The organism is Absicoccus intestinalis, assembly GCF_033971885.1.
In the GTDB taxonomy this organism is placed as follows: Bacteria; Bacillota_I; Bacilli_A; order Erysipelotrichales; family Erysipelotrichaceae; genus Absicoccus; species Absicoccus intestinalis.
Window position 1 is genome coordinate 143,542 of the sequence record NZ_JALBUS010000004.1, and the last position, 18,814, is coordinate 162,355.

An 18,814-nucleotide genomic window follows, 5' to 3' on the forward strand; every position below is an offset into this window, starting at 1 on the left:
AAGAAAGAGAATCTTGCATGAAAACAAGATTCTCCTTTTTTAAAACAATAAACCAATATGATAAACAAGGAAGGCCATGATCCATGCGATCACACATTGAAAGAGCACCATATTTACCGCACTTTTGGTTCCGGATTCATTTTTGACCGTCGCAATCGAAGCAATGCATGGTGTATACAACAAACAAAAGACCAAGAAAGACAAGGCCGCTAAACCCGAAATGGATCGTTGGATCAACTGGGTGGAGCCATACAAGACCGTCAACATCGAGACAACGCTTTCTTTTGCTAAGAAACCGGAAATCAAAGCTGTGACCATGCGCCAATTACCAAAACCTAACGGCACAAATACAGGGGCGATCAATCCAGCTACAGCCGCTAAAATGCTCTGACTCGAATCTTCGACCATATGTAAAGAAAAGTTGAAATTCTGCAAGAACCAAACAACGATCGTACCCACAAAAATCACAGTAAAGGCTCTTTGAAGGAAATCCTTCGCTTTATCCCACATCAACATCAATACGCTTTTAGCGCCTGGCATACGATAATTTGGCAATTCCATCACAAACGGAACCGCTTCCCCTTGAAAAACATGATTCTTTGTGAAAAAAGCAATCAATATGGCCATCACGATTCCCAATACATACAATCCAACCATGACCAAAGCGCCATAGGTTGGAAAGAATAAATGTACAAACAAGGCATAGATGGGCATCTTAGCCGAACAAGACATAAAAGGAATCAACATCTGCGTCATCTTTCGATCTCGATCGGATGGCAAGGTACGAACCGAAAGAATAGCGGGTACACTACAACCAAAACCAATCAACATAGGAACGATGCTTCGTCCGGAAAGACCAAAGTTTCGTAAGATCTTATCCATCACAAAAGCAACACGAGCCATATAGCCACTATCTTCCAATAAAGATAAAAAGAAATATAAGACCACAATGATGGGCACAAAACTGATGACCGTGCCTACACCGTTACAAATCGCATCCACGATCAATGAATGTACGGGAGCAGAAACCTGATTGATCGTTAACCAATGATCGATCCATTGCGTGAGATAACCAATACCTGCTGCTAAGAGATTTTGAAAAAACAAACCAATCACATTGAATGTCAACCAAAATACCAATCCCATCACACCAATAAAAGCTGGAATTGCCGTCCACTTTCCAGTAAAGAATCGATCCAATACCGTCGAGCGTTGATGTTCCTTGCTTTCGCTTGGCGTAATGACCGTTTCTTGACAAAGTTTATCAATAAACGCAAACCGCATATCGGCCATGGCCGCTCCGCGATCCATACCGCGCTCTCTTTCCATTTGCACGATGATCTTTTCGATGATCTCTTTTTCATTTTCTGTCAAATCTAGCGCTTCTTCAACACGCTGATCATTTTCAATTAACTTACTGGCTGCAAAGCGTATAGGAATGCCTGCATGCTGGGCATGATCTTCAATCAAAGACATGATTCCATGAATAGCACGATGAACCGCCCCATCGTGATCGTTTGGATCACAAAAATCTTTACGAGCTGGTTTTTCATCGTATCGAGCAATATGAATGGCATGATCGATCAATTCTTCAATTCCTTGATTTTTAGCAGCTGAAATCGGAACGACCGGTATTTGCAGCCACCGCTCCATTTCATTGATGCGAATGGCACCCCCATTCCCAGTCATTTCATCCATCATATTGAGAGCTAAGATCACCGGGATATCCAATTCCAATAACTGCATGGTCAAATATAAATTTCGTTCAATATTGGTCGCATCGACAATATTGATGATAGCGGTTGGCTTTTGTTCCAACACAAAACGACGTGAAACAATTTCTTCATTGGTATAAGGAGATAAAGAATAAATGCCGGGAAGATCGACTACTTCCGTATCTGGATGTCCTTTGATCGCACCACTCTTTCTTTCAACTGTGACACCAGGAAAATTACCCACATGTTGATTGGAACCAGTCAATTGATTGAATAAAGTGGTTTTCCCACAATTTTGATTTCCCACTAACGCAAAGGTCAATTTTCCCTTATTTACTTCATGCCCTTTATGCTCCACCTTATAATCATGTGTATCATATTGTTCACCCAAACGAGGATGAGGAATATCCTTTTCCACTTTTTGTTGGCGATACACACTGAGCTTTGCCGGACGAGGATCTTTGATCTCGATATTTTCTGCATCCGCCAAACGAATGGTTAACGTATATGTAGAGATGCGCAACTCCATTGGATCGCCCATGGGCGCAAATTTAACCAAAGATACATCCACCCCAGGAATCAATCCCATATCTAAAAAATGTTGACGTAAGGCCCCTTGGCCACCAACATTCGTAATGGTCGCCATTTGACCGATTGATAACTCAGTTAGTTTCATGGAAATCTCCCTTCGCTATTCGTTGTTTGAGCGCACCATAGAAATTTGGATAGGTCGCATGTACAAAAAAGGAATTCTTCACCCAATTTTTCAACAATAAACGAAACATTTTCTCAATGTCTGAATTATAATGGGTAATATCTGCTTCCGTTAATTGATCGTATACACCACGTAACCGAAATTCATCCAATAAATGAAACAAACCCCAAAGCAATTGTGTAAAACACTCTTGCTCCAGCAACAAAGGATTGCTGGCCAATTCGATCAATTCCATTTTTTCAGCTTGGATCAACTGCTCGATTTGTTCAAACACTTCCTTGTTGATTTGGATCTGGATGGATTCTTCATCGATGCGTTTTAATTGTTCCGGTATCTTTTTTTCATCTTCACACAATAAATCATTCGGTGATATATCCATCGTTGCAACTTTACTGATTTCCTCAAACAACTGGGATCCCAAACCCGTAAAAAACGTACTCGTCAACATCCGTGTTTTCTGTGCAGATTCAGCTTTTTGTCGATCATCCATGATTTGCCCAACCACAATGGTCGTTATCGCAAAACTAATGGGCACAAAAGCCAGATCTTGTAAGATATAGAATCCCGTCGTGTGTAAGTCATGAAATACCAAAATTTGAATACCATAAATCAAAATCGATAATAAAACTAGGCTCACCACAATTCCTATCGTTCTTTTCTTCATTTCCTTCCCTCATTTCTGCTTTTCATATTGTACTACATTCCCAAAATCAGTACACTAAAATCATGGCTACTGTACTTATCATTGGGGGTGGACCAGCCGGCATGATGGCTGCCTATGCCGCCCAGAAAAATCATCATACCGTTCATCTATTTGAAAAAAATGAACAACTCGGAAAAAAACTCTTATGCACTGGACATGGACGATGCAACGTGACCAATCGTTCAGCTGATTTTCTGTCCCACATTGTTTCCAATCCAAAGTTTTTATATAGTGCCCTTCACACGTTTTCCAATCAAGATATGATGCGATTTTTAGAACAGCATCATTGTCCATGGATAGAAGAAGATCAAGGACGAATCTTTCCAAAAAGCCAAAAGGCACGATCCATTCTTGATGTCATGACAAGTGTACTTTCTACCGTTTCGATTCATTATAACGAACCCGTCCGTCATTTGATCGTAGAAAAAGATACCTGCATAGGCATTGCAACAACGAAACAAAACTACTACGGCGATTGCGTCATTCTGGCAACCGGAGGACTCACTTTTCGCCAAACCGGATCCACGGGTGACGGCTTTCGCATGGCCCAAGAAATTGGTATTCCCATCATTCCTTGTCGTGGCGGTCTAGTCAGCTTAGAAACCAAAGAACACTATGATCTACAAGGTATTTCGTTACCTGTTTCTTTTGCGATTGCCCAAAAGAAGAGAACCTATAAAGATACTGGAGAAATTCTTTTTACCCATTTTGGTTTAAGTGGCCCTGCGATCATCAATGCTTCCAGTTCGATCCAATTCCCCGCTACCCTAACGATGCAACTGCTACCTAACCGAGAAGCTCATGAAATTGATCATCTATTAACCAATCGTGCAAGGAATAAAGATGTTTTGTCTGCCATTGATTTTCTTCCAAAACGACTCGGTAAAGTCATTTGTATGCAAGCGAAGATCGATCCGAAAAAAAAGATGCATGATCTCACAAAGAAAGAACGACATCACCTTGTGGAACAAATTCAATCTTTCTCATTTGCACTGATCCAACCAAGGCCCATCAACCAAGCCATGATCACGCAGGGTGGCATTTCGACAAAAGCCATCGATGCGAAGACCATGACTAGTAAAACCATCAAACATTTGAAATTTGCGGGTGAAGTGATCGATGTGGATGGGCAAACAGGTGGCTACAATCTACAAATTGCTTGGACAACCGGTTTTGTTGCCGGATCCACCATTGACTAAGTCTTTATTTCTTTCTTTTCATACGCTACAATGATTTTTAATAGGGAGACTTTCAAGATGAAAAAAGAAACAAAATGCATTCAATCTGGATATCAACCAAAAAATGGTGAATCCAGAATGATCCCCATCATTCAAAGTACCACTTTTAAATACGATACCAGTGAAGACATGGGAAAATTATTTGATCTACAAGCAGAGGGCTATTTCTATACACGCCTTCAAAATCCAACCAACGATATGGTAGCCGCAAAGATCTGTGATCTGGAAGGTGGATCTGCCGCTATGTTGACTTCCAGTGGCCAAGCCGCCACTTTCCTGGCTGTATTCAATATTGCGACGGCCGGTGATCATGTCATCGCAAGTTCAGCCATCTATGGTGGATCCTTCAATTTATTTAATGTGACCATGCGTAAAATGGGCATTGATTTTACCTTTGTGGATCCCGACTGTTCCGATGAGGAATTAGAAGCAGCTTTTCAACCCAATACAAAATGTGTATTTGGTGAAACCATTGCCAACCCATCTTTGGTTGTCTTCGACATTGAACGTTTTGCGAAAGCAGCTCATGCCCATGGTGTACCATTGATCATAGACAATACGTTTGCGACCCCCATCAATTGTCGTCCCTTCGAATGGGGTGCCGATATCGTGACCCATTCCACGACAAAATATATGGATGGGCATGATGTGGCCGTTGGCGGTTGTATCGTTGATTCCGGTCATTTTGATTGGATGGCACATGCCGATACTTTCCCTGGCTTGACAACACCAGACGAAAGTTATCATGGTATCACCTATGCCGAACAATTTGGTCAGGCCGGTGCCTATATCACCAAAGCAACCGCTCAATTGATGCGTGATCTCGGCCCGATTCAATCTCCACAAAATGCTTTCTATTTAAATTTAGGATTGGAATCATTAGCTGTCCGTATGCCTCGTCATTGTCAAAATGCTCAAACGGTTGCTGAATTCTTAGAAAAGCATCCTATGGTGGCTTGGGTCAATTATCCTGGCTTAAAGTCAAACAAATATTATGAACGCGCCAAAAAATATATGCCCGATGGTTCTTGTGGAGTCATTAGCTTTGGCGTCAAAGGTGGTCGTCAAGCAGCAGAAGAATTTATGAAGCATTTAAAAGTAGCCATGATTGCTACCCATGTAGCGGATGCCCATACTTGTGTTTTGCATCCGGCCAGCTCGACCCATCGTCAATTAAGTGATGAGGAATTGATTGCTTGTGGCGTTACCCCCGATCTGATTCGTTTGAGTTGTGGTATTGAAAATGTCGATGATATTATCGATGATCTCCATCAAGCGCTTGCTAAAATTCAATAATTCTATCCCTAAAAGTTTTCTTTTAGGGATTTTTTCATAATAAAAACAAGGCCTCGACCTTGTTTTTATTGTGGATCAAATTCATCCGTCAGACAAGCATCCATCGCATCAATGATAGCTTGTTTATCCATATCTTTACCAATGAATACGATCTTATTTTCACGATCTCCATATTTTTCATCCCAAACTTCTTTCAAGCTTGGATCGCGTTCAAATTCGCGTTGTTGGATTTCTGGCTCACAAGCAGCGATCCACATAGAATCGCGACCCGTCGAAACTTGGTTACCTGCTTGTTCAAAGACATACAAATAATTCGGATCCATATTGTACCATAGATAGCCTTTGGCACGAATGATAGAATCCGGCCAAGATTGCGTATAACGCTCCAAGGCATCCATCATAAATGGTTTTCGACTTGTATAGACAAACGTTTCGATACCATATTCCAAAAGTTCCCCTTCATCATGGTGATGATGATGTTCATCTTCTTCATCGTCCTCTTGCATTGCTTTGACCCAGCCTTCGTTATAGTACGCATCTTCAAAATTAAAGTTATGTGTATCCAACATTTCATTCACATCCACTTTTCCATAAGAAGCTTCAATGATCTTAGCGCCTGGATTCAAAGCAAGGATCATTGCTTTGATCTGCGCTTTTTGTTCTTCATTGACCAATTCTACTTTATTTAAGACGATAATATTCGCAAATTCCATTTGTTGGATCAATAACGAACGAATGTCCTCTTCTTCTTCATATTGGTCTTTGTTTTCGACAAAGTCGGTACCACAATCAAATTCATACGCTAAGCGATTGGCATCCACGACCGAAATCAAATTATCCAGATGACAAACTTCAGGAATTCCACGTGTTGCCGCTGTTTCTTCCATCATGGTGATCGTTTGCGCAATAGGAATCGGTTCACAAATGCCACTTGCTTCAATAATGATATAGTCAAATCGATCCATCTTGGCTAAGTTGACCAATTGATCCATCAAATCGTTTTTCAATGTGCAACAAATACAACCATTTGATAAAGGAACCAAACTATCATCTACCTGTTGGACCGTACCCCCTTTTTCAATCAATCCAGCATCAATATTGACTTCCCCAATATCATTGACAATAACAGCTACTTTATGTCCTTTCGGATCTTCAAGAATATGATTTAATAATGTTGTTTTTCCGGCACCTAGATACCCTGTAATCAAAGCAACCGGTAAAGATTCAAAACCTTCTGGCATCAACATAGACATTCCTCCTAAAATAATCGTTCTTGATAATACGCCTGATGCGATTGTAATGCAACTGATTGGCTTGAAAAAATCGTTCGAAAATCATCGGAAAACCAAATGGATAAATTGTTCACCAAAACTGGCATTCGATCATGGATTGGTTTGACGACTTCGTTGGCATCTTGCGTAATGATCACAAAATCATCCTGTATGCAAATTCCAGCCAAATACAACATCTTATCACTATCAAATTTCACTTTTTGTTTCAAAGCATCCCATTCATAAAATGCATCCGCAGGAATCACACACCGATGGTGTAAAATGGCCTCTTTAAACATCGGCTTGGTAAATATCGTTTCTTTTCGTGCATTGATGATACGATCCTTTCCCCAATGCCATGGCATACAAACCAGTTCATTGCCTTGTGGTTTGATGATCAAAGCTTGTTGTCCTGGAAAGATATCACCCGTTTTGGTATGCAAACCAATAAAGGAAAAACGACGCTCCAGATTGGCCTTTCCTTCTTTGCTTAAATAGTAACATCCGCACATGCAACTAGCTCCTTTGTTTCAATCCCCGTTGCTCCACAATATGTATGTAACGCATCTACATAAGAATCAGGTGGTAAAATCGTATCTCCAAAACCATATAAGACCGTTAAGATTCGATGATGTCCTTCTGTAACCATGGCTTTTTGACTATCACTGGTCGGATTCCCAAAGGGACCCATGGCATCATGCAAACAAGGTAAAGAACCAATATGAATTTGGTCTTTGCCAATGCCTGCATAGTATGCATCGGCATCCGCTTGTTTATAGATAATATCACCTTCAATCGAATCCAAAATATACGATCCAATCGAAATACCAGAATCAATCGACATGAGGTTGTTCAGATCCACGACATTATTGATTTGATACAAACCTTGTTTTTTTACGATGCGACGAATCATGGCCTCGGCAGCATTACGATAACGAGAAGGACTCTTTCCTAATGTCGAATACGCTTTTCGTGTAGCCGCTATAACAGGCATCTTAGTTACATCACTTGTTTGCATATTCGCATATTTTGTCATGACTGCATGCATGGCTTCTTGCAATCTTTTTGAGCTTTCTTTTACATCTACATCATAGACTAAAATACCCAAATGATTGGGTATCGTTAATGCATTGGTAATCTTCATTGTTTTCTCTCCTTAATCAAATGAAACGTATTCTTATCAAAATCAATCAAGCCTTTTTCTTTCATATGTTTTAATTCTCGAGTCAGAGCGGATCGATTGGCACATAAATAATCGGCCAACTCGTTTCGGTTCAATGGAATCTCAAAATAGGTCTTTTGTTGATGTTCGGCTTCTAAATTTAAATACGTCCAGATCTTATCTTGTAAGGTAGGTTTGGATACAATAGCGGATTTTTCAATCAATTGTTGATTTTTCAAGGATAAAGTATAAAACATATTCTGGATCAACCGATGGTGGAAAGGACAAGAATTGGAACAAATATGCAACACACGTTGTAAAGGAATATATAGAACGGTACAGGGCTCGATTGACAAAAATGAGACCGTTGATCGTTTGGAATCGGACAAGGCAAAGCTTTCACCAAACAGTTCACGGGGGCCCATACGTACTAAAGTTGTTCGATGTCCATAAATATCTTCACTGACCATATCAATGTGGCCCAGTAAAATAACACCGACATCTTCAATGATGTCTTCTTCATCCCGAATATAGATCTTTGGCGCATACGATACGACACGAGCGCCAATACAAGTCAACATTTGCGTTAGATCTTCGGTCGCTATATGATCAAATAAAGGACATTGCCGAATCGGGTCGATATAGGATTCGAAATGCATGTTGGTCACCTCTTGCGAAAATTTTATCAAACTAAGATAAACGTTGCAACGGCAACACTCATTTTCTATTGGCTCCATTAAAATGAAGATAGAAAAGACTGAAAAGGTCATGGAGGGTGAACATGGGCTATATTATGAGTCAGGAAAGCTTTGATGCGATCCTTGATGAATTATCATCAACCTATCGCATATGGGCGCCTGTCAACAAGGTAGGTGAAGGCCGCCATACCGATACAGATATCGTACGTTACGATTTTGTATCTTCGGTAAAAGAAATCGAATGGAAGAAAAAATCCGATTATGCCTTCAAAGAAATTTTAACGCCTCTTTCACAAACCTTGTTTTTCTTTACTGAAGATCAAGTGAAAGAAGCCAATCGTGAGTATAAAGATGTATTAGTTTTCTTACGAAGTTGTGATATGCACGCTTTGAAACGACAAGACGATATCTATCTACACAACGGACAAGAAAGCGACTATTTTTATGAACAGATGCGTCAACATGTCCATTTTGTTTTAATGGGTTGTTCCCATAGCTATGACGAATGTTTCTGTGTGGATATGGGATCCAATCAAACAAAAGATGGATATGTCTTCTCTTTTGATATGATCGATGGCAATGTCCATTCGGATGTCAAAGAGGCTTCCATGGTTGCTGTGTTTGATAAATATGCCAGTCAAAAAACCGCAATCACGCCACAATATGTAACCGAAAATGATGTGCGTGTCACAGTGCCGACCGAAATTCCACTATCGATCTATAAATCCGATATGTGGGATGAATATAAAACCCGTTGTATCGGCTGTGGTCGATGTAATTTTGTATGTCCAACTTGTACATGTTTTACCATGCAAGATATTTACTACACCGACAATGGAAAAGTGGGTGAACGTCGTCGTGTATGTGCCAGCTGCATGGTTGATGGATACACCAATGTAGCCGGTGGTGGACAATACCGCAAAGACCAAGGCGAACGTATGCGTTTTAAAGTCTTACATAAGGTTTATGACCATCGTCAACGATTTGGCCATGATATGTGTGTAGGTTGTGGCCGATGCACCGATGTTTGTCCAGAATATATTTCAATGGCTGCCGCCATCAATAAACTAAATAAGACAGTGGAGGAACTTAAAAATGAATAATCCCTATTTACCATTTCCTTCGGAAATCTTAGCTGTGATCAAACATACCGAAAAAGAATATACCTTTCGCATGGCCTTTACGGGTCCGGTAAAACCCGGTCAATTCTTTGAAGTTTCGATTCCTAAATATGGAGAAGCACCGATCTCCGTATCAGGAATTGGCGAAAACTTCGTTGATCTGACCATTCGTAAAGTAGGACGTGTCACCAATGAGTTATTTGAACGCTATGTTGGCCAACATTTCTTTATGCGCGGGCCTTATGGCAATGGGTTTGACACAGACTTATTCAGCCAAGGGGAAACCTTGGTCGTAGCTGGTGGTACCGGTGTATCTCCCGTTCGAGGTGTCATTGATGCGCTTGCCAATAGTAAAGATGCGAAAGACAAACATGTGATCGTTGGTTTCAAAAGCCCAGATGATATGTTATTTCGCTCAGATCTAAAAAGATGGAATGAAAAATTAGATCTTTGTTTAACAGTAGATGGTGCACCTGATGGGTATACAGGCAATATTGGTTTAGTCACAAAATTCATTCCCGAAGTGCCTTTAAAGGATGTATCCACAGCCAAAGCCATCGTTGTGGGTCCCCCACCGATGATGCGCTTTTCCATCATGGGATTTTTGGATAAAGGCTTCAAAGAAGAAAACATCTGGGTATCCAATGAGCGAAAAATGTGTTGTGGTTTAGGTAAGTGCGGCCATTGTCGCATTGGCAGTACATATGTATGTTTAGATGGTCCCGTATTTAATTATACGGAAAGTAAAAATCTGATCGATTAGGAGGTACCATGACAACACTTGATATCAATGTAAAAAAACTAAAAAAGAATAATTATCGTGTCTCCAAAGTACGTGGTGAAGCCGCTTGTCGTGTACGTTGTCCTGGTGGCATGTTAGATACGGAATCCTTACATCGTGTCATTGAAATTGCGAATACGTATGGCAATGGTACGATCAACTTTACCAATCGACAAGGTATCGAGATTCCTGCCATTTCAATGCGTGACATGGAAAAAGTAAATAAAGAACTCCAATTGATCATCGATAATACCAAAGTCAATCAAACGCAAAGAGATGCCGGTTATGATGCATCCGGTACACGAAACATTGTTGCTTGTCCAGGATCGCGTCTCTGCCCTTTTGGTTGTTACGACACCAAAGGACTAGCCCAAAAAGTCGATCGCATGATCTTCCCAAATGATCTGCACACCAAGATTGCTTTTACTGGTTGTTCCAACGATTGTGCACATGTTCGTTTGAACGATTGGGGCATCATGGGACAAACGGAACCGCAATACAATAAAGATCGTTGTGTTTCTTGTAAACAATGCGTCAAATATTGTGAAAAACGTTCGGTAGGTGCCTTAAAAATGGTTAACGGCAAAGTCGTTCGCGATCCAGATAAATGTATTGGTTGTGGTGTTTGTGTCCATTATTGTCCAACTCGAGCTTGGACACGCAGCAAAGAACACTATTTCCGCGTTGTCTTGTTGGGACGTACCGGAAAGAAAAATCCACGATTAGCGGAAGATTTTATTAAATGGTGCGATGAAGAATCCTTGTTGCAGATGATCCAAAATGCGTATGCATATGTGGAAGAATATATCGATCCACATGCCGTAGAAGGAAAAGAACATTATGGATATATCGTCGATCGCACGGGATTTGATGAATTCTATAAATGGATCATGAAAGATGTCAACTTGAATCCAAAAGCAGAAGTCAATACACGTCCATATTGGGGTGGCAAACACTACAATCTTTCGAACAATTTCAAAAGCCATAATTTGGAAGACTAAAACTGGATACCCATCCAGTTTTTTCTTATAATAAGAACTATGAGTGATGTAGCTGTATTGAAACGTTGCTATATCTTTCACGATATAGCTGATATTGAAAAAACATTGCAGGAAGTCCATGCCTTTAAGAAACATTATGATAAAGGCGAAACCATCGTGATGGAAGGTGATGATGCCAACACGATGGGAATCATCCTGCAAGGACGAGTACGTGTCCTTCGCAACGATATTAATGGGAATCGAACCATTGTCAATCAAATGGGCCCCGCACAGATTTTTGGTGAAACTTTTGCCTGTGCCAACATCAAAACCTATCCGGTTTCGGTAGAAGCGGTAAGTGCATCCGACATTATGTTTATCCAACCCCAAGAAATCTTGGCCAATCAAACCGATACCCAATTGATTTCTAATTTGTTGAGTTCTCTGGCCTCTAAAAATCTTGTATTAAATAATAAATTAACGATCATGTCAAAACGTTCCACCAAGGAAAAATTGATGACGTACTTGTATTCTCGTGCAAAATATCATCAGACCAATACATTTGATATTCCTTTCAATCGGCAAGAACTCGCTGATTATCTAGGTGTGGATCGTAGTGCTTTATCCGCAGAATTAAGCAAGTTAAAACAAGCGGGCGTACTGGACTATAAAAAAAATCACTTCGTTTTGAAGTGATCATTGAAAGATGGTAATAAAATCTTCGATCGATCTGGAATGATTGATGATTTCTAGGGCAGGACTGGTTGCGGTATCAAATCGGAAAGAAACAAGCTCTAATAATTTTTCTTCGTTGTATCCGCGTTGACATAGACCTTCATAGGCTACGACATAGAGGTGTTTGCAATCCTTGATCAATTTATCCTGATTCAAGGATTGGACACCACCTTTTTTATTGACAAGTGATCGTGAAAAAGACAAAGAAGGTTGCCAATGAATGAGAGCTTCTTTATTGGCTTCGATGCCAACGAGAAAAGCCAATGCACCAAATACTTCTTGAATGGGTTGCATACATAAACTTCGATGTTCAATCGTTCCTCGATAGGTCAGATCATCCAATTTGAACGTACGAAGATAGGCAATATCGTCTAAGGTTGGTTGGATGATAACTTCTTTTCCCTTCGAATCACGCGCCTTGATTTGTTTTTGCTGGACATACGCTTGAAAAGGAATGGGGTCAAAATGCAGATATATGCCATCTCTTATCACACAATACATGCTTTGGGAAGCAATATAATCAATCATCCCATCAATGGTTGAGGGAACCGTATCAAAATCGCCTACATTCTTAAGATTCTTACCATGCATACTTTCTTCCCAGAACCAATCGCGAGCCAATACATACTCATCCAATATCGAATTCGCAAACAATACACTTAAATACGGCTCAATCGTATGAAAGATCTGAAGACTGATCAAAAAATCGTCAATATTGGCATCCAATTGCACTTGGGCAGCACACGCAAAGAAACCATAGTTGGGATATGGAAAATCATTTTCTTGTAAATAGGTATACAACATGCGATATCTTTCGGTAGGAATGGGAATGTTATGATTTAATGCATGATGCGGATTGATCCCCATTCCTGTAAGTACATGTTCATTCTTTTTGAATTGATCTTGAAACCAGTGATAATACGTTTCAAATCGATCTTTGATCCGATACATGCTGTTTTCAGGTGCAAAAGAAAACTCGAGCGTATTATAACTACAATCAAACGAAAGGATATCGCCATTTTCCATCTCGATATTCGCAATTTGTCCCTCATCATCCCTATGTACGATTGGTGGATGAAAGGCATGGACAAATTGTTGGGTTATCGAATGAACAACGGAAAAATCAACTGGTTCTTGTTTCAAATTGACGATAGGCAATTCTAATTCAATACCTACTTTATCTGTTTTTGGTCGTCTTAATGGTTCCATATATTTTTGGATAATATGTTCTTTCATAATTTAACTTTTCCTATCTGTTTTATATGTTTTAACATATTATTCCATGGGTTGCAACCTCATTCTAGCGAAAAACGATATGTCCTGGTTCCATCGATTCAACAATGGCAAGGCTTTCCAATCGATATCCTTTCTTGCGTAATCGATCACCACCCCCTTGAAAGCCTTTTTCGATACAAATGCCAATACCAACAACTTGCGCATGAGCTTGGTGACAAATATCAATTAGACCATCCATGGCTTTGCCATTGGCCATGAAATCATCAATGATCAAGATCCGATCATCAGGTTGGATGAATTTTTTTGAAACCGTAATATCATAATCTCGATCATACGTAAAAGAATGTACTTTGGATGTATACAATTCCCCATCCAAATTTAGACTTTTGGCTTTTTTGGCAAAGACAACCGGCACATGAAAGTGTCGAGCAGCCATGCAGGCAATCGCAATGCCACTTGCCTCGATCGTTAAGATCTTGGTAATGTTTTCATCCGCAAATAAACGTTGAAATTCGGCACCAATTTCATCCAAAAGACCAATATCCATTTGATGATTTAGAAAACTATCCACTTTTAATACATCACCATTCCGTACTTGACCATCTTTACGAATACGTTGTTTTAACTGTTCCATTGATTTCCTCCCTACATGTAGATATAGGATAAATTATACTAGCGTTTGTATCGAACACAAAATGTTTTTTTGGATATGCCTATGCTATAATTTCAGTATGAGTACAGAAGAACAAATTAAACAAAATATTGAATCGGCAATGAATCAACTCAACCAATTTTTGAAGAGTGATACCATGCAGTCGGTCAAAAAAGCAACAACCAATACGATCCAATCCGTATCCAATTCGATTTCCAAAGCATTGGCACCAGAACCCCCACATCCAGTGTATTCGCCAAGAAAAATCAAAAAAATTAAAAAGAAAGCAATCGATACCCGAAATTTTGGTATTTTCATCGCCGCCATTGGTGTGATCCTTGCATTAGGTAGCATCGGTGATCTCGAAGCCATGATGGTTGGGATGGCCTTCTTGATCATTGGTGGTTTGACATGGTGGAACCAGAAACAAAAATTAAATCGCATCGATCGTTTCTATTTGTATGCCAATGCTCTAAAAAATAATGAAGCCATCCCCATTGAACAACTTTCGCAATTGGCTGCTCAAAGTGAAGAATCAACGGAAAATGATATTCGTTCGATGATCAGTCATGGTTTGTTTGAACAAGTTTACTTTGATGCATCTCATCATATTGTCTATAAAAATTATACTGCCTATCAGAAATCAAGCTTGCCACCAACTCCTAAAGAAGAAAAGGCGGAAAATGCATATCCTGAAGAAATCCAAGATTTCCTGGAACAAATGAATGCATATCGAAATACGATTCTTTCTTTATCGAATCAAATTAAAGATACGGACATTGATCAAGAATGTAAAAAAATGCTCATCATCTTGGCAAATATAGAAAAATATATCACGAATCATTTTGAGGTTTTACCTAAAACCAATCGAATGATGAAATATTATTTACCAACCGCGATCAAACTACTAGGTAACTATCAAGAACTCGAAGCCGGGCATATCCATTTGGGCACAAATGATACGACCATTCAAGATATCGAACGCGCCTTGAATCAACTCAATGAAGGTCTTATCAATATTTATACAGATATGTGTCAAGATGCTTCCATGGATATTCATGCCGATATATCCGTCTTACAATCGATGTTGCAACAAGATGGTCTAAAAGATAAAATTCCATCCTAAAAAGAGTGCCAATGATACGACCCCTGTCAAGTAGAAAGTACAAATACAAAAATGTGCTTCCCTATTTTTTAGGAGATCCTATCAAAGACACTCTTTTATTTTACATTGCTTTTTGATATAAAGATCGAACCAGATCGATATCGACTTTGACTGGTGTATTGACTAAATTACCCGCTGAAACTTTCATACAGTTTTCGCTCATCCATTCGATATCTTTTTCTTCCAATCCTAGATCGGACAATTTCGATGGCAATTCCAATTGAGCAATCAAGTCTTTGATGGCTTGTACTAAATCATTGGTGCCAAAGATTTTCGCAATATCATCATATTTTGGACACATTGTGGCTTCAATCACAACGGGTGTCAAACAAGCCAATCCTTGTCCATGGACAATATCTTTTAAACCACTGGCTGGGTGTTCCATGCCATGGGCTAAAGTGACACCAGCCTGACCAATGATCATACCACCAATCGTTGCTGCTAATGTCATTTTATCCCATAGATCTTCATCTTTGCATCCTTCATACAATGGCACTAGACTTTCTTTGATATAGCGAATTCCCATTAAGGATAGAGCATCCGTAAAAGGCTGTGCATTCTTTGCCGTATAAGCTTCCATACAATGACATAAAGCATCAAAACCAACCGATGCCAAGACCCGCTTTGGCATGGTCATCATACATTGTGGATCTACGATTGACACTTTCGCAATGATGGCTGACGTTCGTAAACTTTTCTTGTCTCCCGTATCTGGATTTGTCAAAACCGCAAATCCATTTCCTTCACTACCCGTACCACATGTTGTAGGTACTAAGATCATTGGTAAGGCTTCATCACTGACTTTTCGACCAAATATATAATCATTAATGTCTCCCTCATTAACAGCTAGAAACGCAATGGATTTTGCACAATCCATGATGGATCCTCCACCCAAAGCAATCACCATGTCACAACCCTGTTCTTTCGCAAGATCCGCACCTTTTTGTGCTGTGGTGGTGAGGGGATTTTGTCGTACTTCATCAAATAGTACGGAAGAGATTCCTTCGGCTACCAAAGCATTCTTTACGCGATCATAAAGACCCGACTTTTTGGCGGAACTACGTCCTGTTACGATCAAAGCTTTTGTCCCATACTTTTTTGCATAGTCTCCAATCGAATTAACTTTTCCTGCGCCAAATACAATATGGACAGGTTCATAAAAATCAAAATTCATCATTATAATTTCACCGCCTTATCATTTAGTACACTCGCGATGGCTGCTTCAATCGCAAGATCCAATTTTTCATCCAATTCTTCTGTTGGTTCTTGTAATGTAGCTGCATCCGAATCCGAGATGATCTCAATCAAAGAACCAAATTTTTCACCATATTTCATTTTCGAATGAATATAGAAAACACCACCTAAAGCTACCCAACTACCAGCCATCAACCATTCTTGCAAACCTAAGGTAGCACCGGTACCTGGAATCAAATAACAAGCCACCATGAAACCTGACATGATACAAGCCATGATGCCAACGAATTTATAGTGTTTGACTTTATATGGACGAGACATATTCGGTTGCGTCTTACGGAGGATCAAGAAGGAAGCTGAAACCATACAATAAGCTAAACAGCATCCAAAGTTTCCGGCATTCACGATCCACACCAACATTTGACGACCCGCAAAAGGTGCCAATACCGTTAATAAGCCAATTAAATATAAAGCATTTACTGGTGTTTTATATTTCGGGTGTAATTTAGCGAAACTCTTAGGAATCATATAGGATTCAGCCATTGAATACATGGCACGAGAACCACCCATCAAAAAGGAATTCCAGCTGGTGACAATACCACACATTCCACCTACGATCAGTACTTTAGCCATGATCGCACTATGGAAAGCTTTGGACATGGCATCGGCTGTCACCAAGCCATTTCCAGCCATGGATCGTAAAATCTCATTATGATTTAATTCATAACCAACGGCTAAAACAACAAAGCCATAGAAAAGGACAGCTAAGACAATCGATAAGATCAAGATCTTACCAATTTTTTTCAGATCTACATTGATTTCTTCGGCGGCTTGTGGAATTACATCAAAACCGATAAAAAAGAATGGGGTAACTAAAGCAACACGAAATACCGATTGCACAATACCAATATCATTATTAAAGAAATGTTCTTGCAGGTTGGAAGAATGCCCCGTAAAGACAGAGGCAACGATCAATAAGATACCACAAACACCAATGATAACTGTTAAAATCGTTTGTAAATTCGCAGCTGCCTTTACACCACGAATATTGATCCACATAATGAACAATGCAACAACAATCGCGACGATCAACCAAGAGGCATAGACATCAAATCCAGCTACTGTATATAAATAGCCTTGCAAGAATGGAGGATAAATATATGTAATAATGGTTGGTAATGCACAAGCTTCAAAACAAGCTACACTAACATAGCCTAAGACAATGGCCCATGTACAAATGAACGATCCTGTGGGTCCCATCGCTTTATGACTAAAAACATGTTCACCACCACATTGTGGCATAGCAGCAGTTAATTCAGCATAGGTCAATCCAACAAAGAAGATCATGATGCCGCCAATGACAAATCCAAGTGCAGCACCAAGAACACCACCTGTATTGATCCAATCACCGGTGGAAACAACCCAGCCCCAACCAATCATGGCACCAAAGGCAATTACTAATATATCCCAGGCACCTAATACTTTATCAAAATCCGATGTTTTCTGGTTCGGCATATCAATCCCTCTTTTCTAACACTCGATTGGCAAATTCTTCAATAAATTTTGCCGTCTCTTCAATACCAAGTACGGAACTGTCAATCAATAAATGTCGATTGTGACGATCCCCACGATAGGTTCCCGTCATTTGTTCATAGCGTGCATGTAATTGTTTACCTTGTGTTTTTACACGATATTCGGCGGCTTCTTGGGATATATGCAATGTATCGATTACTTTTTTCAAACGGACATCATAAGGTGCATATACAAATACATTTAATACATTTTCACGATCTTTTAAGACATAGTCAGCACATCGACCGACAAATACACAAGGCCCACGATCGGCAAGTTTCTTGATGATCTGCGTTTGAATATAAACCACACGATCTGTCAGAACTTGATACTTTGTAGGACTGGCTGAAGATTCTAATTCTCGACTTCGACCTTTTACTTCTTGTCCAGTTTCGGCCGCCTCTACTAATGTAGTAGACATCCCGGTTTCTTCAATGATCTTATCGATGATTGATCGATCATAATAAGCAATCCCAAAATCCTTACTGATTATTTCACCGATTTCTGGTCCGCCAGAGCCATACTCACAACCAACCGTAATAATGATATTTTTTTCCATAGAATTCCACCTTTCTTAAAA

The 18,814-nt window shown here is 39.8% G+C and carries 18 protein-coding genes; 7 read left to right on the forward strand and 11 right to left on the reverse strand.

From position 1 onward, the window contains the following. Positions 1-39: 39 nt before the first annotated feature. Together feoB and MOZ64_RS03990 are read right to left on the reverse strand one after the other, a co-directional pair. Entirely contained in the window at positions 40-2,391 is a 2,352-nt protein-coding gene (gene feoB / locus MOZ64_RS03985) for a ferrous iron transport protein B (RefSeq protein ID WP_320325313.1), read from the reverse strand. Beyond that, positions 2,378-3,094 (reverse strand): MJ1433 family protein, encoded by a 717-nt coding sequence (locus MOZ64_RS03990; protein ID WP_320325314.1) that lies wholly within the window; start codon positions 3,092-3,094, stop codon positions 2,378-2,380. The genes feoB and MOZ64_RS03990 overlap by 14 nt, the downstream gene beginning before the upstream one ends. Positions 3,095-3,156: 62 nt before the next feature. Between MOZ64_RS03990 and MOZ64_RS03995 the strand changes: the two genes are divergently transcribed. Continuing rightward, entirely contained in the window at positions 3,157-4,332 is a 1,176-nt protein-coding gene (locus tag MOZ64_RS03995; protein ID WP_320325315.1) for a BaiN/RdsA family NAD(P)/FAD-dependent oxidoreductase, read from the forward strand. 57 nt (positions 4,333-4,389) lie between these two features. Next, positions 4,390-5,667, forward strand: coding sequence for an O-acetylhomoserine aminocarboxypropyltransferase/cysteine synthase family protein (locus tag MOZ64_RS04000; protein ID WP_320325316.1), 1,278 nt, complete (start codon positions 4,390-4,392; stop codon positions 5,665-5,667). Between the two features lie 65 nt (positions 5,668-5,732). On the opposite strand, the gene MOZ64_RS04005 is transcribed toward MOZ64_RS04000, so the two are convergent. Genes MOZ64_RS04005 through MOZ64_RS04020 form a run of 4 tightly spaced genes read right to left on the reverse strand, consistent with a single transcriptional unit; the run spans position 5,733 to position 8,759 of the window. Then, positions 5,733-6,914 carry a CobW family GTP-binding protein gene (locus tag MOZ64_RS04005; RefSeq protein ID WP_320325317.1) on the reverse strand — a complete coding sequence of 394 codons (1,182 nt, stop codon included), beginning with the start codon at positions 6,912-6,914 and terminating at the stop codon, positions 5,733-5,735. A gap of 11 nt (positions 6,915-6,925) precedes the next feature. Continuing rightward, on the reverse strand, positions 6,926-7,450 hold the full coding sequence (locus tag MOZ64_RS04010) for an SOS response-associated peptidase (protein WP_320325318.1): 525 nt from the start codon (positions 7,448-7,450) through the stop codon (positions 6,926-6,928). Further along, the gene (locus tag MOZ64_RS04015) at positions 7,429-8,082 is read right to left on the reverse strand and encodes a B3/B4 domain-containing protein (protein WP_320325319.1); all 654 of its coding nucleotides are present in this window, start codon (positions 8,080-8,082) and stop codon (positions 7,429-7,431) included. Before MOZ64_RS04015 ends, MOZ64_RS04010 begins: the two co-directional genes overlap by 22 nt. Beyond that, positions 8,079-8,759, reverse strand: a complete 681-nt coding sequence (locus MOZ64_RS04020) for a Crp/Fnr family transcriptional regulator (protein ID WP_320325320.1) — start codon at positions 8,757-8,759, stop codon at positions 8,079-8,081. Before MOZ64_RS04020 ends, MOZ64_RS04015 begins: the two co-directional genes overlap by 4 nt. 122 nt (positions 8,760-8,881) lie before the next feature. Here MOZ64_RS04020 and asrA point away from each other — a divergent pair, with 122 nt between their 5' ends. From asrA to MOZ64_RS04040, 4 genes are read left to right on the forward strand one after another with little or no spacing between them, the layout of a single operon-like run. Then, complete coding sequence (gene asrA, locus MOZ64_RS04025; RefSeq protein WP_320325321.1) at positions 8,882-9,901, forward strand: anaerobic sulfite reductase subunit AsrA; 1,020 nt, start codon at positions 8,882-8,884, stop codon at positions 9,899-9,901. Then, positions 9,894-10,682, forward strand: a complete 789-nt coding sequence (gene asrB, locus MOZ64_RS04030) for an anaerobic sulfite reductase subunit AsrB (RefSeq protein ID WP_320325322.1) — start codon at positions 9,894-9,896, stop codon at positions 10,680-10,682. Before asrA ends, asrB begins: the two co-directional genes overlap by 8 nt. An 8-nt stretch (positions 10,683-10,690) precedes the next feature. After that, positions 10,691-11,701 (forward strand): sulfite reductase subunit C, encoded by a 1,011-nt coding sequence (gene asrC / locus MOZ64_RS04035; protein ID WP_320325323.1) that lies wholly within the window; start codon positions 10,691-10,693, stop codon positions 11,699-11,701. A 39-nt stretch (positions 11,702-11,740) separates the two neighbouring features. Continuing rightward, positions 11,741-12,376, forward strand: a complete 636-nt coding sequence (locus MOZ64_RS04040; protein WP_320325324.1) for a Crp/Fnr family transcriptional regulator — start codon at positions 11,741-11,743, stop codon at positions 12,374-12,376. Here MOZ64_RS04040 and MOZ64_RS04045 read toward each other — a convergent pair whose 3' ends face one another. Together MOZ64_RS04045 and MOZ64_RS04050 are read right to left on the reverse strand one after the other, a co-directional pair. After that, on the reverse strand, positions 12,377-13,651 hold the full coding sequence (locus tag MOZ64_RS04045) for a glutamate-cysteine ligase family protein (RefSeq protein ID WP_320325325.1): 1,275 nt from the start codon (positions 13,649-13,651) through the stop codon (positions 12,377-12,379). A 64-nt stretch (positions 13,652-13,715) separates the two neighbouring features. Continuing rightward, complete coding sequence (locus MOZ64_RS04050; protein WP_320325326.1) at positions 13,716-14,285, reverse strand: xanthine phosphoribosyltransferase; 570 nt, start codon at positions 14,283-14,285, stop codon at positions 13,716-13,718. A 97-nt stretch (positions 14,286-14,382) separates the two neighbouring features. On the opposite strand from MOZ64_RS04050, the gene MOZ64_RS04055 reads away from it, so the two are divergent. Further along, positions 14,383-15,429, forward strand: coding sequence for a hypothetical protein (locus MOZ64_RS04055; protein WP_320325327.1), 1,047 nt, complete (start codon positions 14,383-14,385; stop codon positions 15,427-15,429). A 100-nt stretch (positions 15,430-15,529) separates the two neighbouring features. Here the strand turns inward: MOZ64_RS04055 and MOZ64_RS04060 are convergent, their stop codons facing one another. From MOZ64_RS04060 to MOZ64_RS04070, 3 genes are read right to left on the reverse strand one after another with little or no spacing between them, the layout of a single operon-like run. Then, a complete protein-coding gene (locus MOZ64_RS04060; protein ID WP_320325328.1) occupies positions 15,530-16,645 on the reverse strand; it encodes an iron-containing alcohol dehydrogenase in 1,116 nt (371 codons plus the stop codon). Further along, positions 16,645-18,177 carry an APC family permease gene (locus MOZ64_RS04065; RefSeq protein WP_320325329.1) on the reverse strand — a complete coding sequence of 511 codons (1,533 nt, stop codon included), beginning with the start codon at positions 18,175-18,177 and terminating at the stop codon, positions 16,645-16,647. Before MOZ64_RS04065 ends, MOZ64_RS04060 begins: the two co-directional genes overlap by 1 nt. A 1-nt stretch (position 18,178) precedes the next feature. Next, positions 18,179-18,793, reverse strand: coding sequence for a cytidylate kinase-like family protein (locus MOZ64_RS04070; protein WP_320325330.1), 615 nt, complete (start codon positions 18,791-18,793; stop codon positions 18,179-18,181). Between the last annotated feature and the right edge of the window lie 21 nt (positions 18,794-18,814).